The 24,115-nt window shown below is 50.4% G+C and carries 24 protein-coding genes; 1 reads left to right on the top strand and 23 read right to left on the bottom strand.

Going from position 1 to position 24,115, the window contains the following annotated elements; translation table 11 throughout:
• Window positions 1-50 precede the first annotated feature (50 nt).
• The 17 genes from ACPT9Q_RS06155 to ACPT9Q_RS06075 form a co-directional block, all read right to left on the bottom strand.
• Window positions 51-1,316 carry a hypothetical protein gene (locus tag ACPT9Q_RS06155; RefSeq protein ID WP_427365251.1) on the bottom strand — a complete coding sequence of 422 codons (1,266 nt, stop codon included), beginning with the start codon at window positions 1,314-1,316 and terminating at the stop codon, window positions 51-53.
• Between the two features lie 692 nt (window positions 1,317-2,008).
• The gene (locus ACPT9Q_RS06150; RefSeq protein WP_427365250.1) at window positions 2,009-3,148 is read right to left on the bottom strand and encodes a glycosyltransferase family 4 protein; all 1,140 of its coding nucleotides are present in this window, start codon (window positions 3,146-3,148) and stop codon (window positions 2,009-2,011) included.
• A complete protein-coding gene (locus tag ACPT9Q_RS06145; RefSeq protein ID WP_427365249.1) occupies window positions 3,133-4,494 on the bottom strand; it encodes a sugar phosphate nucleotidyltransferase in 1,362 nt (453 codons plus the stop codon). Before ACPT9Q_RS06145 ends, ACPT9Q_RS06150 begins: the two co-directional genes overlap by 16 nt.
• Before the next feature lie 17 nt (window positions 4,495-4,511).
• Window positions 4,512-4,850, bottom strand: coding sequence for a glycosyltransferase (locus ACPT9Q_RS06140; protein ID WP_427365248.1), 339 nt, complete (start codon window positions 4,848-4,850; stop codon window positions 4,512-4,514).
• 44 nt (window positions 4,851-4,894) lie between these two features.
• Window positions 4,895-6,292, bottom strand: a complete 1,398-nt coding sequence (locus tag ACPT9Q_RS06135) for a glycosyltransferase (protein ID WP_427365247.1) — start codon at window positions 6,290-6,292, stop codon at window positions 4,895-4,897.
• Window positions 6,293-6,378: 86 nt separating this feature from the next.
• Window positions 6,379-7,140, bottom strand: a complete 762-nt coding sequence (locus ACPT9Q_RS06130) for a polysaccharide biosynthesis C-terminal domain-containing protein (protein ID WP_427365246.1) — start codon at window positions 7,138-7,140, stop codon at window positions 6,379-6,381.
• Between the two features lie 14 nt (window positions 7,141-7,154).
• Complete coding sequence (locus tag ACPT9Q_RS06125; RefSeq protein WP_427365245.1) at window positions 7,155-7,598, bottom strand: hypothetical protein; 444 nt, start codon at window positions 7,596-7,598, stop codon at window positions 7,155-7,157.
• Window positions 7,599-7,641: 43 nt separating this feature from the next.
• A complete protein-coding gene (locus ACPT9Q_RS06120; protein ID WP_427365244.1) occupies window positions 7,642-8,157 on the bottom strand; it encodes a DUF7033 domain-containing protein in 516 nt (171 codons plus the stop codon).
• On the bottom strand, window positions 8,108-9,763 hold the full coding sequence (locus tag ACPT9Q_RS06115) for an asparagine synthase-related protein (protein WP_427365243.1): 1,656 nt from the start codon (window positions 9,761-9,763) through the stop codon (window positions 8,108-8,110). The genes ACPT9Q_RS06120 and ACPT9Q_RS06115 overlap by 50 nt, the downstream gene beginning before the upstream one ends.
• The gene (locus tag ACPT9Q_RS06110; protein ID WP_427365242.1) at window positions 9,756-11,231 is read right to left on the bottom strand and encodes an oligosaccharide flippase family protein; all 1,476 of its coding nucleotides are present in this window, start codon (window positions 11,229-11,231) and stop codon (window positions 9,756-9,758) included. The genes ACPT9Q_RS06115 and ACPT9Q_RS06110 overlap by 8 nt, the downstream gene beginning before the upstream one ends.
• Window positions 11,232-11,262: 31 nt before the next feature.
• On the bottom strand, window positions 11,263-12,399 hold the full coding sequence (locus ACPT9Q_RS06105; RefSeq protein ID WP_427366729.1) for a UDP-N-acetyl glucosamine 2-epimerase: 1,137 nt from the start codon (window positions 12,397-12,399) through the stop codon (window positions 11,263-11,265).
• A complete protein-coding gene (locus tag ACPT9Q_RS06100) occupies window positions 12,399-14,015 on the bottom strand; it encodes a DegT/DnrJ/EryC1/StrS family aminotransferase (protein ID WP_427365241.1) in 1,617 nt (538 codons plus the stop codon). Before ACPT9Q_RS06100 ends, ACPT9Q_RS06105 begins: the two co-directional genes overlap by 1 nt.
• Window positions 13,996-14,244 carry a hypothetical protein gene (locus tag ACPT9Q_RS06095; protein ID WP_427365240.1) on the bottom strand — a complete coding sequence of 83 codons (249 nt, stop codon included), beginning with the start codon at window positions 14,242-14,244 and terminating at the stop codon, window positions 13,996-13,998. Before ACPT9Q_RS06095 ends, ACPT9Q_RS06100 begins: the two co-directional genes overlap by 20 nt.
• Window positions 14,245-14,285: 41 nt before the next feature.
• Entirely contained in the window at window positions 14,286-15,845 is a 1,560-nt protein-coding gene (locus tag ACPT9Q_RS06090) for a Gfo/Idh/MocA family oxidoreductase (protein WP_427365239.1), read from the bottom strand.
• A gap of 16 nt (window positions 15,846-15,861) precedes the next feature.
• A complete protein-coding gene (locus tag ACPT9Q_RS06085) occupies window positions 15,862-17,166 on the bottom strand; it encodes a nucleotide sugar dehydrogenase (protein ID WP_427365238.1) in 1,305 nt (434 codons plus the stop codon).
• Window positions 17,167-17,432: 266 nt separating this feature from the next.
• Entirely contained in the window at window positions 17,433-17,966 is a 534-nt protein-coding gene (locus tag ACPT9Q_RS06080; RefSeq protein WP_427365237.1) for a winged helix-turn-helix domain-containing protein, read from the bottom strand.
• A gap of 191 nt (window positions 17,967-18,157) precedes the next feature.
• A complete protein-coding gene (locus tag ACPT9Q_RS06075; protein WP_427365236.1) occupies window positions 18,158-18,475 on the bottom strand; it encodes an integrase core domain-containing protein in 318 nt (105 codons plus the stop codon).
• A 265-nt stretch (window positions 18,476-18,740) separates the two neighbouring features.
• Here ACPT9Q_RS06075 and ACPT9Q_RS06070 point away from each other — a divergent pair, with 265 nt between their 5' ends.
• On the top strand, window positions 18,741-19,910 hold the full coding sequence (locus tag ACPT9Q_RS06070; protein WP_427365235.1) for an ATP-binding protein: 1,170 nt from the start codon (window positions 18,741-18,743) through the stop codon (window positions 19,908-19,910).
• Window positions 19,911-19,997: 87 nt separating this feature from the next.
• Here ACPT9Q_RS06070 and ACPT9Q_RS06065 read toward each other — a convergent pair whose 3' ends face one another.
• The 6 genes from ACPT9Q_RS06065 to ACPT9Q_RS06040 form a co-directional block, all read right to left on the bottom strand.
• Window positions 19,998-20,174 carry a hypothetical protein gene (locus ACPT9Q_RS06065; RefSeq protein WP_427365234.1) on the bottom strand — a complete coding sequence of 59 codons (177 nt, stop codon included), beginning with the start codon at window positions 20,172-20,174 and terminating at the stop codon, window positions 19,998-20,000.
• Window positions 20,175-20,297: 123 nt separating this feature from the next.
• Window positions 20,298-20,600: a hypothetical protein gene (locus tag ACPT9Q_RS06060; protein ID WP_427365233.1), complete on the bottom strand. Its 303-nt coding sequence runs from the start codon at window positions 20,598-20,600 to the stop codon at window positions 20,298-20,300.
• A gap of 476 nt (window positions 20,601-21,076) precedes the next feature.
• Entirely contained in the window at window positions 21,077-21,490 is a 414-nt protein-coding gene (locus tag ACPT9Q_RS06055; protein ID WP_427365232.1) for a HEPN domain-containing protein, read from the bottom strand.
• Window positions 21,480-21,839, bottom strand: coding sequence for a nucleotidyltransferase domain-containing protein (locus ACPT9Q_RS06050; protein WP_427365231.1), 360 nt, complete (start codon window positions 21,837-21,839; stop codon window positions 21,480-21,482). Before ACPT9Q_RS06050 ends, ACPT9Q_RS06055 begins: the two co-directional genes overlap by 11 nt.
• A gap of 967 nt (window positions 21,840-22,806) precedes the next feature.
• The gene (locus ACPT9Q_RS06045) at window positions 22,807-22,971 is read right to left on the bottom strand and encodes a hypothetical protein (RefSeq protein ID WP_427365230.1); all 165 of its coding nucleotides are present in this window, start codon (window positions 22,969-22,971) and stop codon (window positions 22,807-22,809) included.
• A 10-nt stretch (window positions 22,972-22,981) separates the two neighbouring features.
• Entirely contained in the window at window positions 22,982-23,812 is an 831-nt protein-coding gene (locus ACPT9Q_RS06040) for an IS110 family transposase (protein ID WP_427365229.1), read from the bottom strand.
• Window positions 23,813-24,115: the final 303 nt, after the last annotated feature.

The following is a 24,115-nucleotide window of genomic DNA, read 5'->3' as shown; positions in this document are numbered from 1 at the left end:
ATCATCGTCGTGGAAGGACCTTTCGTATTCTAAGCGACCGTTGCTTAGCTTCATGGAACCCCCCTGAATTTACCAGTCTTTCCCAACCTGACACCCACATACCACCCACCAATCCCCAGGGCCACAAGGGTCATGAGGAACCCGTACCGTTCCCGGTACAGGGGGCCGAGGTTGGGAAAAGCCAGAGCGTATATCAGGAGCATGAGGAATGCAAAGAAGAAAACGACCACCAGGGGTATTTTCCCGTACCGCCAGAAAGTAAGGGAGAAGAAGAAAAGGGAGAGGTACACCACGACCATCTCTAGACCACATATCCGTCTTTTCAAAGCCCCTCCCGGAGAAGTCCCCTCTTTGAGCCAGTCAGATGGAAAAGGCGCCAGAAATCCCACAACAACAGCCCTGGGGATATACCGGAGGACATCGCCGACACTGTGGAAAGTGACCTCCCAGTCGATGTTTCCCATGGCCTCAGGGTCGATAAAGCGGTACTGTTCTCGAACTTCGGCCAGTCCCCGAAGTTTTTCCTCAATAAAATCCGGTACCCAGGGTGAATAGGACCAGGGGTGGGTTAAAGGCTTCCCAATGGGCTTCTCAATGCGGGCAATACCGTTCACGCTGAATGCCGCGACCCAGAGAAAGACCAGGGTCACCCACCATAGTTCTGGCTTTCTCCTCCGGAAAAGCATAGCCAGACTGAGAGCCAGAGCGGCCACCAGAGACAAAAACCCTAAAATCTCCACAGCGTAAGGACGCACAACCCAGACAACCAGGCTCCCCCCGGCAATGGCAAAAAGCGAAAAAACCCCACGTTTTCTTTCAACCAGCATGCACCAGCCCCAGAGGAAGAGCAGAACCCCCAGAGCAAAAATCCCGTCCTTGTGCAGCTGAGCATACCAGTTCATCGCCGAGGGGAAGAAAACAAAAGGTAGCGTGGCCAGAAAAGCGCTGCTTCTCTCCCCCACAAGGTCATACACCAGAAAGAAAAGGACAATACCACCCAGGGCATGCACCAGGGCGTTGAAAGGGAGCATGACCCAGGGTTTAGGGGCAAAGAAGAGGTAGAAAATCGCTGCGATTCCTGCTGGAGCCTGACCTTCAGGACGAAGTTCCCACGCTCTCCACCCTTCAGCCCTGATACGCTCTGCTAAATCCTTCGCCAGCCGGTGAAAGTACAGCCAGTCTCCTCCTTGCAAAAGCCCTTCTCCGGCGTGGAGTGAAGGGAAAAGGTGGGGTAAGGCAACAAACTGGACAAAAATCCCTACGAAAAGGGGGTAGAGGAAAAACAGTAACCATATTTTCCAATGCGATTCACTCAACCTATCAAGTAGGGTATATTCCCCCATACACACTCACAAATCTTCTATATCCCTCCAGATAGCTTCCTGTCAAGTTTCCCCCGGAGTATTAATATCAGTGTGCTGGTGAATGCCTGATACGGAAAACAATTCCCCTCGAAATTCACACCAGCTTTCCAGGAATCCCATGCATCCCCCACCAAACCCCACCTCCAACCAGGAAAACCACAAAAACAACCATTCCGAAAAGAGGGATCGCCTCGTGCAGCCTGCAGTGACCGGTTAGGGTGGTCATTGCGAATCTCGCTTTCTCGCCCCCTCATTTGTCACCGCGAGCCTCGTTTGTTCGTTGAGCTAAGCGGTCTCGCTTTTCACCCCCAAGGTTGTCTTGCGAACTCGTATTCTCGCCCCCAAATTTGTCTCTGCAAACTCGTATTTTCGTTTGTGAAGCAGTCTCTCCCACAAAATCAAGATTCCTCACCACTCCGTGGTTCGGAACGACGGGCGGAGGGCTGTCTCTGCGAGCGAAGCGAAGCAGTCTCTCTTTTTAAAGCGCGGAAACCCTTTGACCGCAGGAAAGAAAAAACAAAAGGATGCTGGCGCATCCTTACAACAGCTGAAAAACCGCCGGACTGTTTTGCGGCGCTCGCAAAACCATAAAGAGGTGGAAACACCGAAAAACACTCAGAACCATTACTTTCTCCTTTATTGTATTACACAGATACGAGAAAATCGGCTAATTTCTGTGCTAAGCTCCCCCAGTTAATAGAATGTTCTATATACTCTCGAGCGTTGCGAACAAGAGTTCGTCGCAAATCTTCGTCTTCATAAAGCCGCATTATCGCTGCACTCAGCGAGTGTACATCACCGGCTTTAGTGATGAGGCCGTATTTTCCATATCCTACTTGCTCCGGTAACCCCCCGGAATCGGAAACAATCACGGGTTTATCCATAGCAAAGGCGATAGCCACCACGCCCGATTGGGTGCCACCGGTGTAGGGAGCGACGATAACATCGCTCAAGTCAACGAAGTAGGCAATCTCTTCGTCGGTTAACCACCGGTTCACAAAGAGAACTTTTCCCGAAGGAAGGCGGTCTAAGAGTCGCTTTTCTTGAGCGGTTAGATCTCCATCTCCAGCGATTAAGAGTCTAAGGTGTGGGTTTACAGTTTGCAAGCTCGAAAAGGCCTCGAGGAGTACTTTGAGACCTTTGTAGGGTCTAATGCGCCCGACAAATCCAATTAAAAATTCCTCGGGACCCTTTTTTTCGAATTCCCTTATAGCTTTCTTCTTAAAGCGAAAATCATGAAAGGGACCATGTGGCAAGGTGAGTATCTTCTCGCTTTTAAAACGATACCGTCGAACCAGCGTATCTCGATAAACGTCACTTAAAATAACCAAACCGTCGCTATTTTTGATGAGACGGTACTGAAGCCACCATAACCAGAGATTCCCTTCACCAAGGTGGAAGACGGGGTCATGGAGTGTGGTCACTACTTTTATTTCCGGATTCGCTTTCTTCAAGGCAACAACAATGCTTGCACTCCAGAGATGCGCCATGGGGAAGAAAACTATGGAGCTCCCAGCCTCGAGTATCTTCCCCTTGATTTCCTTGATGGCTCCTCGGAAAACAAGAGAAACAAGATATTCCCGCAGGTCCCGATAGGTATTCACAAAGTGGATTTTTCGAAAACCCTGCCAGTCCTCTTTATTTTCTATAAAAGAGGAGAGCAAACAGAGCTGGTCAAAATACTTTTCGAGTTCTCGAGCTAAATTCAGAGAGTAGAGATTGCCACCGCCTCTACGCCCCAAGTAAACTGTGGCAACCCGTTCCCTCCTCACTCCCTCTCCCATACGTCCTCCAGCCTCACAATGTCGTCTTCTCCCAGGTACTCGCCGTTTTGCACTTCGATAACTTCAAGGTCCACCTTTCCGGGGTTCTCCAGGCGGTGCTGCGTGGATTTGGGGATGAAGATGCTTTCACCTTCGTGAAGGAAAGAAACCTTTTCTCCCACGGTAACCTTTGCCGCCCCTCTCACCACCACCCAGTGTTCCGTGCGGTGGTGGTGAAGCTGTAAGCTCAGACTCATCCCCGGGTACACCACGAGCCTTTTGATTTTAAATCGTTCCCACTCTTCCAGGACTTTAAAGTACCCCCAGGGTCGATAGGAGGTGAGGCCGCTGCGCACCACTTTGGTGTCTTCTCTTTCGAAATCCTGAAGCAGTGTTTTCACCTGGTAGCCTTTTCCCCGCCGCACGAGAAGCAATACGTCCTCGGTGTCCACCACCGTGGTTTCTTCGATGCCGATGAGCACCACGAGCTTTTTCCCGGTTTCAATCACCAGGTTCCCCCGACTCTCCAAGGAGCGAATAGAATGGTTATCGCTTTCCCAAAGTTCATAAAGCGCATCGAAGGTTCCGATATCAGACCAGCCGGGGTCACAGGGGAAAAGGAGGAGATTCTTACTCTTTTCTAACACCAGGCGGTCAAAAGAGAGCGAGGGGAAAGAAGGATACCGTTCCAGAATCGCAGATGCACTGTCACCAGGAAAAACGAAATCTTCGAAGAAAGGCAATCCTATCCGCTCAAAGTCTTCCAGGCGAAAGCAGAAAATACCGCTATTCCAGAAATAAGAACCCTCCTGCAGAAGTCTTTCCGCTTCTTCGGGGGAAGGTTTTTCCACGAAACACTCTACCCGAAAGAACCCTTTCCCCCAGGAGTCCCCCCTTTTCATATATCCATAACCGGGGTAGGGTCTCTGGGGTGGGATTCCTAAAAGAACGTAGAAGTTCGGGGGGACATTCTTCATCTGTTCCAGAGCCAAAAGAAATTCCTCATTTCGCTCCACGTAGTGATCCGAAGGAGTCACACAGATGATTTCATCGCTTCCCCCAAACAATTCCTTGAGGCGCGCAACACCCAGAAGCACCGCAAAAGCTGTTCCCCGCATAAAAGGTTCGCAGATAAACTGTGGTTCCAAAAGCCCATATCGCTCAACTTCTCGCTGCACCAGGAATTTCTTATCCTTCTGCGTCACAATGAAAATATCTTGAGGAGCACAGAAATTGAGGAACCGCTCCACCGTAAGCTGCAAGAGCGATTTCTCTCCCAAAATCCGCAGAAACTGTTTGGGATATTCCTCCCTCGATAAAGGCCACAACCCCGTACCGATGCCACCGGACAAAACGAGGATTTTCAAAATCTTTCCCCCTCACATTACCCGAGCGAATCCCCGCTTCTACAACATCTCTCGATAAGCCTCACATACTCCTCCACAGCTTTCTCCACGGTGAAATCCAGGGCTCTTTGCTTCCCTCTCTCTGAGAGTTCTCTCTGCAAGTCTCGATTTTCAAGAACTTGGAGGATTCCCTGGGCGAGTTTCTCCGGGTCTTTGGGGGGAACGAGGATGCCATACTCTCCGCCTGCGAGAATCTCCCTCGGTCCTGAGGGGCAGTCGGTGGCAACCACCGGGCACCCGCAGGCCATAGCTTCGACGAGGACGGTAGGGAGACCCTCCCACTGGGAGGAGAGGACGAAGAGTACCGTTCGCTTCATGTGTTGGTAGGAGTTCTCCACAAAGCTTTGAAAATCAAGGCCTCTCAAGTTATAAAAACACCATCCTCCAGGTCTCGAACTATGCGTTCGTACAAACATCGTGAAAGATAATCCCAGTGGAAGCGATTGACTTCTTCCATCTTGCGCTCGCCAAAAAGTGTCCAAATTCTTTCCTGAGAATCAATGTCCTTTGTCAAAAGAGCTTTCAAAATCTCAACGATTTCCTTCACACCCCTGGAACCGTTCGGTACAATCCTTACACCTCCCATATTCAATGCAACCTTGTTGAACTCCTCGTCCTTATCGCCTAAAACCAAAATCGGTCGCCCGCTGGATAGATACTCAAAATATTTGCCGGTGAAAATACCCCGGTCATCGTCGCTTTTCAAAAGTAAGAGCACATCAGACGAGCGCTGAATCTGCAAGGCAGTTTCCTTTGAGACTTCTCCCAGCACACGACAGCAAGAAGACAGGTGATGTTCTTCGACCAGACGTCTCACAAAATCAGCCTGGCGGCCAGCGTAAACGAACTCTACATCCTGGCGTTCCGTTTCGGAAAGATGAGAAAGGGCGTGAAGGAGCGTTGTGAGATCCTGCTTCCCCGGGTATATTGTTCCTGTGTAACTGACTCTCAGCTTTTTGGCCGGTAAAAACCCCTCTACCGAATCCGGAACCAAGTTTACCGCAGAAAAACCGTTGTAGAGACAAAAAAACTTTTTCTTATCAACATCTATACCCTCCGCACGCGCAAACTCCAAAGCATCCTGAATCATGGAATGCGAAACCATAGTTACCAAATCAGCAAAAACAAAAGTGTCTCTCTGAAGTTTTCTGAGCTTTTTTGAGGACTCTATAAACACATAACTATCACCAACCATAGGGTCTCGAAAGTCGGCAACCCAGTAAATATCTGTGCCCATTTTCCTCTTAAGGTACAGCCCAAGCTCGTGTGACATGGAAGGACCATGACTCGTGAACAGAACCCTAACGTTATTTTCCCAAATATATCGAAGGAGTTTCAGAGCGGTAAACCCTCTAAAAACAAAATATCCCCCCGATTTCGTATCATCTCGGAAAACAGGACTGCTATACCTCCAGTGCCATAGCTTTTTTCGGATTTCCTGAAAAGCGCTCAACCACCTCGTTCTCTCACGTGCCCGTTGCGCTTCTAAGGACCTGGGAAATAAACCCCTCAAGACAACCTTTTGCAACATCCTTCGTCCCATCTCATACAGAGAAAAAGGTATGGGGAAAGCCGAGAATTCAACGATATCCTTACAGAAAGAAAGGTCAAAACATTCCTCCGAACCCAATGAGGTAGGAATCGTGAAAAGATAGACTTCCAAACCCTGTTTTGAGAGACCCTGACAAAGACCGTAAATCCGATTTGATGCTACCGGTTTCTTCTGTCTACCATAGAAAGCTAAAACACCAATCCTCATGATTATTAAGACCCCACCTCTAACTTATCGTGACTCCTCGCAATCTCTATCGAGTACCCTTACAAGGTTTTTATCTCAGCCCCACTTCATAACACCACCCTCACCCTGGCCCAGGCCCACTGAAAGAGGGCTTTTCCGGTTTTTAAATATATCATCCAATCACCCCGCTGGGGAAGCACCACGCTGGTCCAGCGGTTACCGGAGAGTCGGCAGTAAAAAAAGAGAGCACTCAAGAACGAAACCGTATATGAGGCGGTTGAAGCCCAGGCCGCACCGACAATCCCATAGCGTGGAATCCACAGGAGGTTTAAAACCACATTGGTGAGCACAGCGACCGAGCCAGTATAAATATTTAGTCCCGGAAATCCTCGTCCAGCGATATCATTAGCTAAGACCCGTCCGGCGCTGAGAGCCACAATTCCAACCAGCAATGCCTGTAATGCGCTCACTGCCGGTAGAAAAGCTTCGGAATAAAGCAAAAGCACAATCCAGCGGCTAAAGAGCACTAACACCAAAGCTCCAAGAGCCGTTACCCAGAGCACCGTGCGCGCTACCAGGGGAGTGAATTCCCTGCGACGTTCTTCTTCCTTGCCCACCGTTGCCTCGTACTTTCGAATCGATGGATGATCCTTACAACAAACTTGCCGCCAGAGTCTAACTTGAACAACTATAAATTCCCAAAATCTTTTGAAAAGAGAAGGGGAAGAGCAATTTTTAGGATAACGAGGCTCAAAAAGTACCGTCTGCCACCCTCTTTTGCGCAAACCCTTCAGGATTTCGTGTACATGTGCATGAGCTGCCTGCCCCTCTCTGGTAGACTGAAGCGTTAGATAAAACAGCTTCGGCAAAGCTCTGCCCCCTTTCAACAAACCTGCTCCCTGTTATTCCAGGCGACGACTTTTAAAATGTTGAGATACAATCCTCTTTGCCAGGCCTGCACCAGACTTGTATTGTGCCAGAGCAAGCTAAAACTCCCACAGAAACAATGACAGATATTAGAGAGCTTCTCAATTTGTTCGAGAGCTTGCTCCGGTTTGAGACCCATATATCTGTCTTCCAACAAAGTAGCATCCATAACCATTAAGGGAATCTCGCGCAGTCGCAACGCCCTCCTTGCTTTCAAGTCAAACACTGGAAACTCACGACATGTGCCACACCGAAAACCGACGTGATCGGCGAAGCCGAGCGTAGCGTCGTAATCCAAACCAACCTCATCCCATATTTGCCACGTCACGGGGTTTTCCCAGCGCAAGTAGTGCTGGCGACCGCCCCACCGGTCCTGGACGATGTGCAGTTTGTCAGCCACCCGGAGTAAAACCTCAAACTCGGCGCGTGTTCGAGCAAGATCCTTATTTATATGCATTATAACTTGTGTGGAGCCCAATTTCGTGACCTCGCTTGTGGATACGGGACAACAATTCCTGTACCCAGGGTGAGTCCAAGCTATAGTTTTCATCAAATCGGCTATCACCGGAACCAACCTTAAAATAAAACGCACTCTTGAGCCCGTACCGCTCACTTACGTTCATGATGAAATCAAACGTATTCACGGGATCCACAGCATAGTTCCCGGTGACTTTGGCCCTGAACCTGCGCCAGGCCAAGCTCAAATCCTTACGTTTGACAAGGTCACCACCGATACCCTTCAAGACATTGAGCCAGGGCTTGTCTATTGTACCCGCCAGGCAATCCACATCGTGGCTTAGAAACACCTGATAGTTCCATTCTTTCCGCCTAAGCCAGGGCCATAGGCGTTTCATGCAAGCCCAGAGAATTTCGACATATTCATCAACTATCGGCCGGTCCAAAAAGCCTTCACGGTAAGCCAGTGAAGCCCCGGCCGGGAAACGATTTCTTGTAATCACTACTCTCACACTTAATCAGAGCCAATTGTATTATGGCTGCCACACCTAACACACTTATCTCACGTTCGGACTCCAAATTAAATGCCCCATTAAGTGCCAAGATTACGGATGCTGGACTGTGGGATTTCTTCTTTACCATAGCATAAACCTTCCTCAACAAACCAGCTTTATCCAGTTTCTTCAAAATCGATTTCAATTTTTCCCTATATGCGCTAAGGGGAACGGTAGTCTCCATCCTCAACTTCTCTTGAATGTAATTTACATATTTTTTATACAATCTCCGATCAATTCGCAATTGCAGTGGTACGTGTTCCCAGAACAACATCACTTCTTGATCCCACCAGGGCATCCACCAGTCTAATCCGAAAAAGTCGTAAACCCGGACAGAGTTAACAATATACTTCGCTTGTCTTTCAGCCCAATCCCAACTCTCATAAAGTCCGATTGCATCTGCTACAGTCAACACTTCGTTCTGTTCAAAATATGCCTCCAGGCGTCCTCGTACGCTCCTCAGCACTTCTTGCTCGTTTAAGCCCACATACTCTGCAGCTAATGCAGAAGGCATGAGGACATAATGATGTCGCCAAATGGCTTGAATTACCTTCTGGACATCACATCTTGTGGAACTAATCAATTCTGCAGGGATATGGCCTCCACTTACAAAATCTCCTGTATGTCCAGGCACTATCACAGCCTCTCCTGAAAGCATTCCTTTGGTCTTTAATTCCATAATCGCAGGCCAATCTTGAAGATGAGCTAGGGATACTAGTTTACTGGCATATTTAATATAGCTCTGACACTCGTTAGACCAGTACCACTGTTTCCAAAGATCACGGCTGTACTCTACAAAGTACCATGGTATTCCCAACTGCCGAGCCACCTCTTGAGAAATGCGCGATTCCCAATTACCTTTGACTCCATAGCTGAAGGCCAAAACATTTTTATACCCCAGTCTCTTAAGGGTCATCACAATTAAACGCGAGTCTAGGCCCCCACTTAGAGGAATTACTATAGTTCTCCCCCTAGCAATCTTTACCAACCTCTCTATTGCCGCAAGCGTTACCTCGTCAAGCCTCCGTAATAGGTCTGTCTCGGGGGCGTTGTCCTTCTCACCTTTGCCAGTAATAAACTCATAGTACTGCATAGAGTGAATTGAAGGAAGGTTATTTTTCTTGCAAACCCTAAGGGCTTCCCCAGCTTGAAGCTGTCGAATTCCCCGATTAAACGTATAGTTCCCAGTAACGTAACCTGTTAGGAGAAACTCAGCGACAGAAGCGAGATCATAGTTCTTGCCAACATTGGTTTCAATCCACTGAGGATCGTCACTCAATATGAATTCGTCTTCTTTTATAGCGTAAAAAAGTGGAATGCTACGAACCCGGTCTACCGCAATATAGTACTCGTCCCCGCGATGAACCACCACGGCAAAGAAACCGTTTAATGCTTGGATTTTCTCAAAAAATTCTGACCAACTATCAACTTGTTCAAAATAGGATACCAAGGACTCTCCGACTTTAAAGCAATCCCCATCAAGGCCAACACCTATTACCGAAATGTTGTCAGTACGACACCATCGGTCTTCCAATTTGATGCGAATCTCAACCACTATTTCCTCTCCCTCCGTGCAATCTATAAACAACAAGGGCCGTAACTAAAAAGGCCGTAAATCCACCTGCGACCAAAAGCTGTAACATATTCTGACTTAGCACTTTGAAACAAATCAAAAGAAGAAAAAATGGAGCGTTGATGCCAAACTCTTTTAGCAACGTGGGTATACCTACTTTAAGGAACGCCACACATGTAACCTTCATGATCCATACAAGATAGCCTAACCAACATATAGTGCTGGCGATTGCAAATAGGCCTATAGCAATACGTGAAGAGCCAAGCTTCCATCCTAACAGAAGAGCGCCAAGTCTGCTTGCTAATAAAACGATCTGAAAAATAGCTTCCTGACATTGTTTCTCTAATATGATAGAAAAGGCTGACAATGGCGATGCGACAAACACTAGAAAGACCCATGGTATCAACCACTGAATTATAACACCTGCTTCTCGCCAATTCTCTCCAAATATGAACATAGCCATTTCCGGTGCGATCAGGCCGATGAGAACGAAATAAGGCAAACCAATCAATACCAAGTATCTAAAAGTAGAGATGACTAAGTAAGAAACGTTGCCCTGCCGTCGTGCTTCTGCTCCTGTTGGAAGCAACACTTGAGTTGTTGATTGACTGATAAGTTGTGTTGGTATCCACAATACACGGTAAGCAAGCATGTAAAAACCGGTTACGGTCGCCCCAAAAAGTGAAGAGAGCATCAAGATAGGAAGCTGCATGCTCAATGTATTGAATATCCCTGCCCAAGAGGAATACAACGGAAAACGTCTGTACCGGTTCAACACCTTTGACAGCTCTATTGAATTAACAGCCTTCAGTAAGTCCTTATGGGGTCTCCAAAACATCCTAAAAAGAGTAAATACCCCAGCACTCTGCCCTACAATTTGCCCTAACAACAGCCCCAGAGGAAGAGGATTTATTAAACCAGAAACCACCTGCGTAAAAGCAGTTCCTAAACCCTGATATAGTTTTGTACAAGCAATAGCCGCAAATGCTTGTTTTCGCGTCGCCCAGTAACTGAATACTTGATAACTTCCCACCAGGAACACGCCGATTGGCAATAGCCAAACGTAAGGTCGAAGGCCAGGAACACTCAGCCATTGCACGACCTGGGCCTTTAGTAGCCAGGCCCCCAAACTTACTACCAGGCTCATCAAAATCACAATACCCAAACACAGCACTACAAGATTAGCGGCGTCTTCGTCCCTTTCAGGTAGAGGAATCGCCAGTTCATAGCGCCAACTCGCGATTACAGTCAAGATACTGAGAATTGAGGAATAAACGGCTAAAGTCCCAAAATCCCCAGGCGTATAGAGCCGTGTAAGGATTGGCGAAGCCAGGACCGTAATGGCCTGCCCCAGCGCTGTGCCTCCTGCAAGTATAGTTACACTCCGGGCAAACTGCCCGCGGGGGAGAAGCACACTTACTGTTTTCTTTACCCAACTCCAGCCTACCATTCCACGTTCCTTCTAACTCTTCTGCACAGTATCATAAATAAATGATGGTCAGTACAACCCTCTCTCCCGCCCTCCCATCCCCATAGGGCCAGATTGATTCTTCTCCTTCTCTTGCCTCCAGGGCCACCTGAACAATCCGCTCAGCGTCACACCCCACCAGAGTGTTCCATCCTGCCTCCACCGTTTCCACCCATTCGGTCTCTTCCCGCAGGGTCACGCAGGGGACCTGGAAGAAAAAGGCTTCTTTCTGCACCCCGCCGGAGTCGGTGAGAATCACCCGGGCGTTCTTTTCGAGGATGAGCATATCGAGGTACGAGACAGGCTCAAGGACCCGCACGTCTTTGGGATGAAGGCCGGTTTCCCGCAACCGTTTCTGCGTGCGGGGGTGAAGGGGAAGGAGCACGGGAAGACCCTCCCGAGCTATGCGCTCCAGACCCTCAAGGATAGCCCCAAGGCGCTCAGGATTGTCGGTATTCTCGGCGCGGTGGATGGTGGCCAGGGCATACGCTTTCGGCTTGAGGTCGAGTTTTTCGAGAATCCGCGCCCTCTTTTCGGCAAGTTCCGCATAGAGGAGCAGGGCGTCGTACATCACATCGCCGGTGTTAACGACTAAAGGGCTATGATGGGGGAAATCGGAGGGGTTGCAATCCAGGGGAAGGAGTTTCCCACCGTTCAGGATACCGGTGAAACCCTCACGGCGGAGGTTCTCCACCGCATTCTGAGTGGGACAGAAGAGGAAATCGGAAACGTGGTCGGTGAGAACCCGATTGATTTCCTCAGGCATTTTTCGGTTGAAGCTGCGAAGACCCGCTTCCACGTGGGCCACAGGGATATGGAGCTTGGAGGAAGCCAAAGCCCCAGCAAGGGTGGTGTTGGTGTCGCCGTAGACCATCACAAGGTCAGGTTTTTCCCGTACAAGGACTTCCTCGATGCGTTTGAGCATCTCACCGGTCTGGTAGCCATGGGTTCCCGAGCCCACCCCCAGGTGGTAATCCGGGGCCTTCAAGCCCAGTTCATCGAAGAAGACCTGGGACATCTCGTAGTCGTAGTGCTGGCCGGTGTGAACGATAAGGTGAAGAATCGCATCTTTTGCCCTCTCCATTGCCCTGCAGATTGGGGCAAGCTTGATGAACTGCGGCCGCGCACCGACAATGCTCACAACCTTCATCACGAGCGAACCCTCTCCATCCCTTCCCGGACTACCGCTATGACCCGGCTGATTTCTTCTTCACCCATCAGGGGCTCTATGGGAAGGCTCAGGACCTCTTGAGCGGCTTTCTCTGCTTCCTGGAGTTCGCCGAAAATTTCACATCGCCCCTGGAAGACCTTCATTTTGTGGAGCGGCACCGGGTAGTACACCATGGCTTCAATACCCCGCGATTTCAGGTATTCCCGCAGGGCGTCTCTTTTGCCATTCCTCACCCGCACCGTGTACTGGTGGTATACGTGCTCCACACAAGAAGGAAGGAGCGCATCAGGAGAGGGAGGAAGGCGAAGATCCTGAAAGCCGGAGAGACCCTCGCTGTACTTTCGAGCGATGTTTTGCCGGAGGGCATTCCATCGGTCAACGTGCCGGAGTTTCGCAAGGAGCACTGCAGCCTGCAGGGTATCGAGCCGTGCCTTGTAGCCGATGTGGTCCACGTTGTACTTATCACGCCCCCCGTGGACCCGCAGGGCACGGGCAAGCCCGGCAAGGGTGTCGTCGTTTGTGGTAATCATCCCGCCGTCGCCAAAGCACCCCAGGTTTTTGGTGGGGAAGAAGCTGAAACACCCGGTGTCACCTATGGAACCGAGTTTCTTCCCCCTGAAACTCCCCCCAAAGCCCTGCGCCACATCTTCAACCACGAAGAGATCATGCGTTCTGGCTATCTCCATAATGGCGTCCATATCGCAGGGAAATCCAAAAAGGTGCACCGGAACGATGCCCACAACTTTTTTCTTTCTGGAAGCAAAAAACGCCAGGGCCTCTCGAATCTGAGCAGGGTCGATATTCAGGGTCTCGGGGTCGATATCGACAAAACAGGGGGTTGCTCCGGCGCGAAGAATTGTGTCACCCGTGGCAGTGAAGGTGAAAGGTGTGGTGATGACGAGGTCATCCTTATCCCAGAATTCCTCGCCTTTCTTCTTCAAAGCTAAAGCCCTGAGCGATAACAGCAGGGCATCGGTACCCGAGGAAACACCCACGGCGTGTTTTGTCCCGATGTAACCTGCGATGTTCTCTTCAAGCTCCTGAACCTCTTTCCCCAGGATGAAGTTCGACCTGTTGATGACTTTATCGATGCGCTCTTCTATCTCCGGATAGATTGAGAAGGTCTCCCTGGTAAGATCCAGCAGGGGAATGCGGTCGTTTCGCTCGTTCTCTATGCGCTTCAGAAAATCACGGGGGTGAATGGTGATTTCCGGGTACTTCTCAAGAAGCTTTTTGTCCCGTGTGAGAATCAACCCATCTATCGCCCGGGATGAGGCAATGATGAGCGAGTTCTCGATATCATCGAGGTCCACGGTAACGTAGGAAGGCGTTTTGGCGATTTTGAAGTAGGAGAGAATTTCCCTGACGAAGTTCCGGACAATCTTGAGCTTCTGCTTTCTGCTTTTGTGGGGGTATTCCCTCGAAATGTAGCTGTACTTCAGGAACTCGAAATTACTTATCGTGGAAGCGGCAACAAAGGCAAAGTCCTTGTGCTTGAGGTAATCAAAGGCTTTCACCGATTCTGGATATCTCTCTCTTCTCTCTGTTTCGTAGTAGTCGAGGAGAATATTCAAATCAATCAGAATGTTTCTCATCGTAGTACTCCCCACACGCCCTGTAGAGCTCCTCATCGTCATCCAAATCGGCAGAATGGGTGGCCATGCCTATTTCTCGCCAGTGCTTTTCCAGGTATTCCTCATCCCACTCCTCTTCCTCTTCCGTATCGATATGCACAATCTCCACCCCGTCTTTCTGGAAACGCCGCAAAACCTTGAGAAGCTCATCCAGAATATCCTCGTTTTGAACATCCAGCACCAGTCTCATGAGCGGATCCTCCGGGTTTCTCCAGGCTGTATTCCGAAAAGCTAAACCTCCTTCAGAGCCACAAGCCGGTTTTCCTGTATTGTGTACTCGTTTCCGCAGGAAGAGCAACGAGCGTAATGGTTATCGAACTTCAGGGTGACCCCGCACTTACACACCCAGCCGATTTGCCGTGCCGGGACACCCACAACCAGGGCGTAGTCGGGAACATCCTGCCGAACCACCGCCCCCGCCCCCACAAAGGCATACCGTCCGATGGTCACCCCACACACAATGGTGGCGTTGGCCCCGATGGTAGCGCCCCTCTTCACCAGGGTTTTGCGGAACTCGTGCTTCCGCTCCACAAAAGCCCGGGGGGTATAGACGTTGGTGAAGACACACGACGGGCCGCAGAACACCTCATCCTCCAGGGTGACCCCCTTGTAGATGGAGACGTTATTCTGGATTTTGCACCGGTTGCCAATGACCACCTCAGGACCAATCATCACATTCTGCCCGATGACGCAGTCTCTCCCAATACGGCTTCCTTTGAGGATGTGGCTGAAATGCCATATTTTCGTGCCTTCTCCTATTTCGACGTCCTCATCGACATAGGAGCTCTCGTGGACGAAGTAGTTCCTGCGCTTCACGGACGATAAGGACCCTCCCCTCAGGGAGGCCCCGGCAAGCTCAAGAACCCGAAGCACCCGAAGCCCCTCCTCCCCATCGGTGAGAGGGATCTTGCGGTGCACCACGCAATCCACAAAATGGGCAAGCTCCTCTCTCAGGGGTTCTCGCTGCTCCACAGGTATAGCCTGGGCTTCCCCCTTCGTTACCTCCGGAATACCGTTTTCAAAACGCACCCGGTGAGGATAGAGAAGGAGTTTCTCCTTGCTCACATCATCAAATACAAGCATCCCCTCTGAGCCGACCACAACGAACCGCTGTTCTTTGAAAGGGTGAAGCCAGCTTGCAAAGACATGGGCTTTCAGATTCCCCTCAAACTCGAGATGCACGCAAACGGTATCCTCGATGTTTTTCTGGAGATAAGCCCCTCCAAAGGCCGCAACCCGAAGGGGTTCTTTTCCTGCAAGAGAAAGGATGAGAGAAAAATCATGAGGAACCAAGCTCCAGAGGACATTCTCCTCCGTTCTCACCCGGCCCAGGTTGAGACGATTGGCGTAGATGTATCGTATCTCGCCGATTGTCCCATCGCGAACCACTTCCTTAAGCTTTTTCACCGCCGGGTGGTAGTGGAGAATGTGACCAACCATGAGGATTCGTCCCCTTTCCCGGGCAATCTCAACGAGGTCCTGGCCTTCCTTTACGCTGAGGCTCAAGGGTTTTTCAACAAAAACGTCTTTCCCCGAAAGGAGCGCTTTCTTAGCCAGCTCGTAGTGCGTTGCGGCAGGCGTGGCTATGACCAGCGCCTGCAGGGAAGAATCAGCAAGGACCTCTTCGAGGGAAGATGTGCAGCGGAGGGAAGGATAGTTTTTCCGGAGTTCTTCACACACTCTTTCGTCCACATCGCAGACGGCTCCCAAAACACCCATCTCCAAGAGGTTTCGAAAAATGTTCCTACCCCAGCGACCTATTCCTAAGAGAGCGACAAATCCTCCTTCCACCACTTTCTCCCCTCTTTCAAGCCTTCTTGACCTTTTCAGACCTCTGGCGGATGAGATTCCTCGTATCTACGATGAGCTGGGCGTTCTCAAGGAGAAACCTTTCATCGTACGCCGAATGGTCTGTGGCAACGAGTACACAGTCGTATTTCCTCAGATTCTCTGCCGTCAGAGGAACGGATTGCTTGCGAAAGTCATACTTCCGCAGCCGGGGGATTTCGGGAATGTAAGGGTCGTTGTAGTCGACAACGGCACCCTTTTCCTCAAGAAGCTGGATGATTTTGAGAGACGGGGATTCCCGCATGTCATCGACATCCTTTTTATAGGCTACCCCAAGGACAAGTATCCTGGCCCCTTTGATGCTTTTGCCCCTCTCATTAAGGGCCTCTATGGTTCTCTGGACCACATGGTAGGGCATCTGGGCGTTGATCTCCCCGGCAAGCTCGATGAAGCGGGTGTGGAAGTCGTACTCTCTTGCCTTCCAGGTGAGGTAGAAGGGGTCCACCGGAATGCAGTGTCCTCCGATTCCTGGCCCAGGATAGAAAGCCTGAAACCCAAAGGGTTTGGTGCTGGCAGCCTCGATAACCTCCCAGATGTCAATGCCCATCCGGTCAAAAAGCAACTTCAGCTCGTTGACCAGGGCGATATTCACCGCCCGATAGATGTTCTCAAGGAGTTTCACCGCCTCAGCTACTCTTGTGGAAGAAACTGGAACTGTCTTTGCCACGATTTCGCCGTACATCGCCCGGGCCACTTCGAGGCTTTCCCGATTTATCCCTCCAACGACTTTGGGAATCTCCGAAGTGGAAAAGTCTCTATTTCCCGGGTCTTCCCTTTCAGGAGAGTAGGCAAGGTAGAAGTCCCGGCCCGCCACAAGCCCCGACTCTTCAAGAATGCGCCTCAGGTCCTCGTCGGTCGTCCCCGGATACGTTGTCGACTCAAGGACCACAAGCTGCCCAGGGCGCAGGTATTGCGCAATGGTCTTCCCGGTATGAAACACATAAGTCATATCCGGCTCACGGTAGCGGTTGAGAGGAGTGGGTACACAGATGATGATGCAGTCGACCTCAGAAAGCTTTGAGAAATCCGCAGTGGGGGTGAAACGGGGAAGGCAGGCCTTGATTTTTTCTTCGGGGATATGGTGGATATAGCTTTTACCCTGGCGGAGCACCTCCACCTTTTCCTCATTGGTATCAAAACCAACGACTTTAAAACCAGCGCGGCAGAACTCGATAACCAGCGGGAGACCCACGTATCCAAGGCCGATAATTCCTATGATGGCTTCCTTCTTTTTAATTTTCTCAACAAGGTTTCCCATGTTCATTGCTCCCCTTCCCCAATTTTAAACACTTTCTATCCGCCAGGTTAACCACCTTTTATTTCGTACCAAACTATTAAGGCCTCAGGACACAACTTTTTCCTGACACGTGCTGGAAAAATTCCTTCACCATTATCCTCGCTGTTTTCCACATGAGCATGAATGGTGCTCTCAATTTTCTCCAATCCCCTGATGTAAAACCCCTGAAGCCACAGATGCCCCCTACCGTACCTGCTAACAATGGTGAACCCACATACCACCACGCCAGACTCTCACCCTTCTTTCCACAGGGGGAGTGCTCCGTCAAGCTTAAGAACATCTTGTAACCTTTCAAGCTCCTCTCTCTCCAGGACAAGGTAGCGAATTCTCCGGTGGATAAGGGATTCGGCTTTTCTAAGGAGCTTATGGAGGTACTCTTCATCCACCTCGCCTAAAAGTACAAGGTCGATGATCCCTGAATCTTTCCCCCGGGCATAGTCTCCGACGATGTACGCTGCCTGGATATGACCGAGTTTTTGCAGGACTTCCCCGACGAGTTTATCGATGCCGGTGAACTTGCGCACCATGCTCTGGATTTCGGGGAAAAGAGGGTGCTTCCTGTTTGCCCGATAGAGCTTTACCCTACCGTTTTCGAAAGATTCCAGAAGACCTGCTTTTTCCAGCCGGTTTAACTCCACCCGGATGGCGTTGGTGGATTCCCCGAACTCTTCAGCCAATTCCCGCAGATACGAAGTGCTCTCCGGATTGAGGAAAAACCTGAGAAGTAACCTAATTCGAGTTTGCGATGTAATTAAAGAGTCAAGCATTATTCTCACCTTTTGAGTAAAAATACTACTCATAAAAGAGAACGTCAAGGTGTTGAAGGAAAACCCTAAAGAGAGCAACCCCTTAAAATAGATTCAAACAGCGTTTTCAGGAAACCATGGCGAATTCAGGGGCAATGACTTTAAAAATTCAGATCCACAGCGATCCCCGTGAGGCACTGTATAGGTCCACATCATGTGGGACACTCAACAAGTCCGGTGTCTCTCAGGTACTCCCAAGGACTCCTGTATCCCAAGCTCCAGTGTGGTCTTTTCCTATTGTACACCTCTTCCGTCCACCTTTTAAGGTGGAACCTCATGGTTGCAAGATCTACTTCATCCTCATAGTGCGCCCAGAACTCCTCCCGGAAGGTCCGGTTGAGCCGTTCCACCATCCCATTGAGCTTGGGAGACCTTGGAGGAAGGACGAAGAGTTTGATGCCGTATTCCTTGCGAGGATCCTCAAACTCCCCGTAGCATTCACTCCCTCCATCTACTTGAATGGCCCGCACTGGAAAGGGCGTACCTTTCGGAGTTCCTCGAGGAACACCCTCAAATGGAGGGAGGAATAGACCCATCTCAAGGCGAGGTCCTGGGCGGTGAATTGCTTCTACACCCTCTCTCAAAGTAGCGTTCTGATTTAGAACGATTTCTTGACTAATTCGTTCTATGACAGAACTGTTTTGAACCTACTTCCCAAAATACGTTCCATTATAGAACGAATATATGGTATAATAGAGCTTGTAGCTGAACGATCGTATTCAGGGAGTGATCTCTATGAACATGGAAAATATCATTGAATCCTTAGAACTACGCATGAAAAGAATGATCTCTTTTCTTCCAGAAAGACGTCGTCCTTACTTCAATGAACTGGAGAAGCGTTTTGCAGCCAGAGGTATACTTCTTGCTGGTCCTCGTGGAAGTGGAAAGACAACATTTCTCTTATCACTGGCGCAAAAGCGAAACCTTTTCTACATCTCGACTGATGATCCTATCATCTACACTGTTCCCTTCCAGGAGCTGGCTCAGTACATACTCGTCAATTACGATGGCCTGATTATCGATGAAGTACACTATCTGAAAGATTGGCCTTTGCACGTTAAAAGCCTCTACGACTCATTTCCAAATAAAACGATCTGGTTAAGTGATAGCAGCCCAGCAGTACTGAGAAAAGGCGTAGTTGATTTATCAAGAAGATTCGTCGTTCACAATCTTCCGTTGATGTCTTTAAGAGAATACATTTATTTTGAGACAGGAAAAGAACTACCGAAAATCCCTGACCCGTTTGATGAAAGATTCACAGAACTCGCGATAGAAGTTTTAAAGCACGTTGATGTTCTGAAGTACTTCAGAGACTACAAAGAGCACGGTACAAGACCTTTCTATAAAGAGGGGAATTTCAGGGAACGAATGAGGAACGTCATAGAGAAAAGCATACACGCAGACATACCTTATTTTGTGGGGCAACTCAGCGATAATCATCTTGGAGTTATGAGGGCGATAATCAGCCATCTGGCTTTCTCAAAGATTCCAACTGTGAATATCGAAGCGATGTGCAGAGATTGGAACCTTGGTAAAGAAAAGCTTTATCAATTACTCTGGGCCATGGAAGAAATTGGTCTTGTAAATGTAGTTCGAAAAACAAGGATTGAGAAACCATACTCGAAAGGTGCGAAGATCCTTTTTGCTGACCCCGTTATCTACAGCGTTCTTGAGGGAGAGACAGGTAACTTCAGAGAGGCATTCGTTGTTTTTGTCCTCAAGAATAAAGGTGAGGTGCTCGTAGAAAAAGATGAAACCAAAGGCGATCTGATCTTCAACGACCTCCGTTTAGAAATCGGTGGCTCAAATAAAAAACCGAAAGAAGCTGATTACGTGATACGTGACGATATCGACCTGCCTGTTCGAAACGTCACTCCAATGTGGGTACTTGGGATGGGGTGGTGAGATTTTAAACCTCTCTTTTATCATTTTTTTCCAGAGCTGGCTTGCTTAAGTGCCGGTTAGGCAAAATTCTCTTCCTGTAGCTTTCGTTCATCTGCTCTGTAACAATAAGGAGCACCTTTTCCTCAGCCTCTGGCTGGGAGAAGGGCTTAACACCTTGGACCTCCTTTGTACCTCCTTAGTGAACCTCTCCAAGGCATTTGTGGTGGAGATGAAGGGCTTAAGCTCTTGAGGATAGGAAAGGTCCCTTTCCCAGGAGGTAACCACTTCCGGGTAAATCCTCTCCCAAGTCTCCTGAAACTCCTTAAAGAAGCCCTGAAATCCTTCTTTTTTTTCTTTGATGGACTACCCTCCTTATATCCTCGGCCAGGGCTTCCCGGTCCCCCTTTCTCACCTTGGCCAGGCTCTGCCCCATTTTGTGCAGGAGGCAACTCTGAAAGTCAGCTTTGGGAAATACCTCCTTCTAGACCCCATCCTCGCTGATCCCCAGGGCTCAGTAGACCACTTCTTCTCCCACTCGGAAGGAACCCCTTGGGGACTGTATTTGCTCTCCAGGAGGGCCTTGAGGGTCGGGGAGATGTCCCTGGGTGGAGAGGTCACCTGTATCCATGGCATAGGGAGCTTTTCTAACCTCTCCTCCTTTCCCATGGTCTCCAGAACCTCCTTAATCCTTTCCAGAATCTCCTTTGCCACCAGCCTTTGCAACAGGGCTTTAACCTCTTCCTTGCTTCCACCCAATTCCTTGAGGAGTTTTTGGTATTTAGTACACTATGAGCGAAAGTCAGCAGACGTATTACCGCCCCCTGCGAGGAACGTAGCGACGAAGCAATCCCAACACTTTAAAGGCGAGACTGCTCCGGAGACGAAAATACGACCTCGCAGTGACATAGTAAGGGTCACTGCGAGCGAAGCGAAGCAGTCTCGTATTCCCAGAGGGTGAGAGAGGAGATTGCTTCGCCAAACGAAAAAGCGAGGCTCGCAATGACTCCTGACAGTCGAGACTGCTTCGGAGACGAAAAAGCGACCTCGCAGTGACAGCCCTTGGGTAAAAAGCGAGATTGCTTCGCAGACGAAAAAACGAGGCTCGCAATGACTACCTTTGTGTGCCACCGCAAGCGAAGCAGCCTCAGGGGCTATTTTTCAGAAACAAGCGGACAAAACACAGTGTTTCAGGGCCGGACCTCTTCGGGCAAGCGAGCCAGCACCGCTTCGTAGACCTCCCGGGCTAAAGCCAGGTCCCCACGGGCTTCTTCAAGAGAGGGTTCCTCCATTTCCCCAGGATACCGGAAGAGCCAGGCAAAGACCGTCAGCTGGGCGGCTCTCTGGCACAGGCCCTCCAGAGTCCTGTCGATAGCAAGACACTGCTGGCCAAGTACAGAAAGGTCATGGGTTTTGCGGAAAGGGACGTCATGCCAGCTCAGGAAAGCCTTCGGAGCTTTTTCTGCGGCCTGCTGGGCATGGAAAAGGGCAAGACCTGTGAGTGGGGGTTGAAGAGCAAGGAGACACTCCGCAGCACGCAAATCTGCCAGGGCCTTAACCAGCCAGGATTGTGTCTCGGCAACTCGTTCCGGATCACCGGGCATAGAGCAACTTCCCCTCACGGAGCACCGTCGCCGGGAAGGAGGCCCGAAGATGAGCCCGACGGCGAAAAAGCTCCATGGGCCACACAAGGATATCTGCAGACACGCCTAAACCCCAAAGGAGCGCATGGGCTTTCTGGCTGAGACGGTACAGAGGCTCTCCTGAGGTTTCCCGAACGAGCACGAGGATATCGTAGTCGCTATCGGGCTTCCCCTCACCCCGGGCAACCGAGCCAAAGAGGTAGATGCGCTCTGGCTCAAGGGCTAAAACCAGCCGTCGGACGATCTCGGCAAGCCTGGGGTCCTGCTCCACAATGGCATCCTTTGCCTCTTTCTGATTCGCACAACCCACGGGACTCACCTCATCCCCTTTTTCCATTGTACCATTTGTCATCATGCTTTGCAGCTCTGGCTTGAAGCAGGATGGGGAAACGGCATTCCTCATACCTCAGGTTGTGAAGCGGCAAAGGAATGAACCTCAAGGGTCACTGCGAGGTTTTCTCTTTGTCACTGCGAGGAGCGAAGCGACGAAGCGGTCTCGCGGTTTCCCAAGGCAGAGGAAAAGCGAGATTGCTTCACCTTTTTGTTGTCTCTGCGAGCGAAGCGAAGCAGTCCCGTATTCCCACAGGGTGAGAGAGGAGATTGCTTCGCCAAACGAAAAAGCGAGGCTCGCAATGACTCCTGACGGTCGAGACTGCTTCGGAGACGAAAAGACGACCTCGCAGTGACATAGGAAAAGGGCAAAACGGCGACCTCGCAGTGACGACTCTCGGGTAAAAAGCGGGACTGCTTCGCCAGGTGAAACAGCGAGGCTCGCAGTGACTCTTTTTTGTTCGTCTTTGCGAGGGGCGAAGCCCCGAAGCAATCCGGTGGTTGAGATTGCTTCACCAAACGAAAAAACGAAGTTCGCAATGACCATCTGAGAGGTGAGACTGCTTCGCAGGCGAAACGACGAGCTCGCAGGGACACTCCTTATCGGCCATTCCGAGCCGCGAAGCGGCGAGGAATCTTTGAGACTGCTTCGGAAACGAGAATACGACCTCGCAGTGACAAATGAAGGGTTACCGCGAGGATCTCTTTTTGTCACTGCGAGGAGCGAAGCGACGAAGCAGTCTCACGAGATCGCTTCGCCAGACGAAAAAAATGAGGCTCGCAATGACTCCTGACGGTCGAGACTGCTTCGGAAACGAAAAGGCGACCTCGCAGTGATATCCCGTTTGTCACCGCGAGGAGCGAAGCGACGAAGCGGTCTCAGAACCACAGGAAATGGGACTGCTTCGCAAGCGAAACTCCGAGCTCGCAATGTTCTGTGTTCAAAGTCAAGTCCCCTGGAAGGCAAAGCTCCTTTTCCGTTCTAAGTAATGGGGGTCATAGGGAATCCCACTCCTCAGGATGGCGAAGATCTGCCGCAGGAGCTTGTTGGCTACGGCAATCAGAGCCACCTTCTTGGGTTTTCCCCGGGAGAGTAGGCGTTCATAGAGCATCCTGCACTGCTCATTGAACCGGGAAGCACTGAGGGCGGAAAGAAAGAGGAGCTTCCGCAGGAAGGGATTCCCCCTTCTTCTTCATCCAGGCCCGTTCCTTCCTCTTCCCGGATTGGTCTATCTGGGGAGCAAGACCCAGAAAGCTTGCGAGTTCCTTGCTCCTTGCAAAGCGGGTGAGGGGAGAGAGGATGCCCAAAATGGCACAGGCCAGCCTCTTCCCTACCCCAGGGATGCTCAGAAGGAGCCTGTACTCTCTTGGGGCATACTGGAGGGCCAGGTCTTCGGCTTCCTTCTCCAGGGCCTGGAGGGTCTCTTCGACACGCTGGAGTTCCTGCTCATAGTACTGACGGACTTTAGGTTGGGGGAAGGGGTGGTGCTTCAGGGTTTCCAGGTGGTTGAGGATTTCGGTCCTCCTTTTCTGGTAGTCATCGATGGCTTTGAGGACCTGTCGCAGGTGGTAGGCCTTCTCCTCCTGGGGATGGAAGGGGGAGGGGGAGGCGAAGAACCCGAACTGGGCCAGGATCCTGGAGTCAGCTGGGTCAGTCTTGGTCCGGCGCAGGCGCATCTCCGCATACTTCCTCACCACAAAGGGATTCACCACGCTCACCCGGTGTCCTCCCTGGACCAGAAACAGCGCGAGCTTCAGGGAGTAGACCCCGGTGGCCTCCATGACGAAGAGGACCTCCGCAGCATCCTGGGGGAGATGGGGAGTCACCCTCTTCAGGAAGGTCTCTGGATGAGCAGGGGTAAGACCCTGGAAAAGGTATGCTCTGCCATCGAAGACACTCACCGCATAACTCTCCTTCCCCACATCGATGCCCACGACCACCTTGTTCCCCATGGTTCCGTTCCTCCTTTCCTTCTCTTCTCCTTTCCTCTCTCAGGCTCCCATCGTGCACCATGCAGGCTCTTCCGCCTCAATGCTCCCAAGCCTTGGGAGAGGGGAAGGTGGGGGACAGCAAGCTGAGCGGTCTTCACCGACCAAGACAATTGGGCGTCCTTATCCCACCTTCTCTTCTTCCTTCTTCATAATACATCGAATAAATGGTTTACCAGGAATTTAATATACGATGACAAAAGGGGAGGGCGAAACGACGAGCTCACGGTGACAGAGGAAAGGGGCAAAACGATGGGTTCGTAGGGA

Source organism: Candidatus Caldatribacterium saccharofermentans (genome assembly GCF_050267035.1).
Taxonomy (GTDB): Bacteria; Atribacterota; Atribacteria; order Atribacterales; family Caldatribacteriaceae; genus Caldatribacterium; species Caldatribacterium saccharofermentans.
This window is presented reverse-complemented; position numbering and strand designations above follow the sequence as displayed.

Bases quoted from the DNA above. Each gene is read 5' to 3' on its own strand.
- ACPT9Q_RS06150 (WP_427365250.1), bottom strand. From the start codon at position 3,148: ATGGGAGAGGGAGTGAGGAGGGAACGGGTTGCCACAGTTTACTTGGGG.
- ACPT9Q_RS06140 (WP_427365248.1), bottom strand. From the start codon at position 4,850: ATGAAGCGAACGGTACTCTTCGTCCTCTCCTCCCAGTGGGAGGGTCTC.
- ACPT9Q_RS06135 (WP_427365247.1), bottom strand. From the start codon at position 6,292: ATGAGGATTGGTGTTTTAGCTTTCTATGGTAGACAGAAGAAACCGGTA.
- ACPT9Q_RS06110 (WP_427365242.1), bottom strand. From the start codon at position 11,231: ATGGTAGGCTGGAGTTGGGTAAAGAAAACAGTAAGTGTGCTTCTCCCC.
- ACPT9Q_RS06105 (WP_427366729.1), bottom strand. From the start codon at position 12,399: ATGAAGGTTGTGAGCATTGTCGGTGCGCGGCCGCAGTTCATCAAGCTT.
- ACPT9Q_RS06100 (WP_427365241.1), bottom strand. From the start codon at position 14,015: ATGAGAAACATTCTGATTGATTTGAATATTCTCCTCGACTACTACGAA.
- ACPT9Q_RS06095 (WP_427365240.1), bottom strand. From the start codon at position 14,244: ATGAGACTGGTGCTGGATGTTCAAAACGAGGATATTCTGGATGAGCTT.
- ACPT9Q_RS06085 (WP_427365238.1), bottom strand. From the start codon at position 17,166: ATGAACATGGGAAACCTTGTTGAGAAAATTAAAAAGAAGGAAGCCATC.
- ACPT9Q_RS06080 (WP_427365237.1), bottom strand. From the start codon at position 17,966: ATGCTTGACTCTTTAATTACATCGCAAACTCGAATTAGGTTACTTCTC.
- ACPT9Q_RS06070 (WP_427365235.1), top strand. From the start codon at position 18,741: ATGAACATGGAAAATATCATTGAATCCTTAGAACTACGCATGAAAAGA.
- ACPT9Q_RS06055 (WP_427365232.1), bottom strand. From the start codon at position 21,490: ATGCCCGGTGATCCGGAACGAGTTGCCGAGACACAATCCTGGCTGGTT.
- ACPT9Q_RS06045 (WP_427365230.1), bottom strand. From the start codon at position 22,971: ATGCTCTATGAACGCCTACTCTCCCGGGGAAAACCCAAGAAGGTGGCT.
- ACPT9Q_RS06040 (WP_427365229.1), bottom strand. From the start codon at position 23,812: ATGGGGAACAAGGTGGTCGTGGGCATCGATGTGGGGAAGGAGAGTTAT.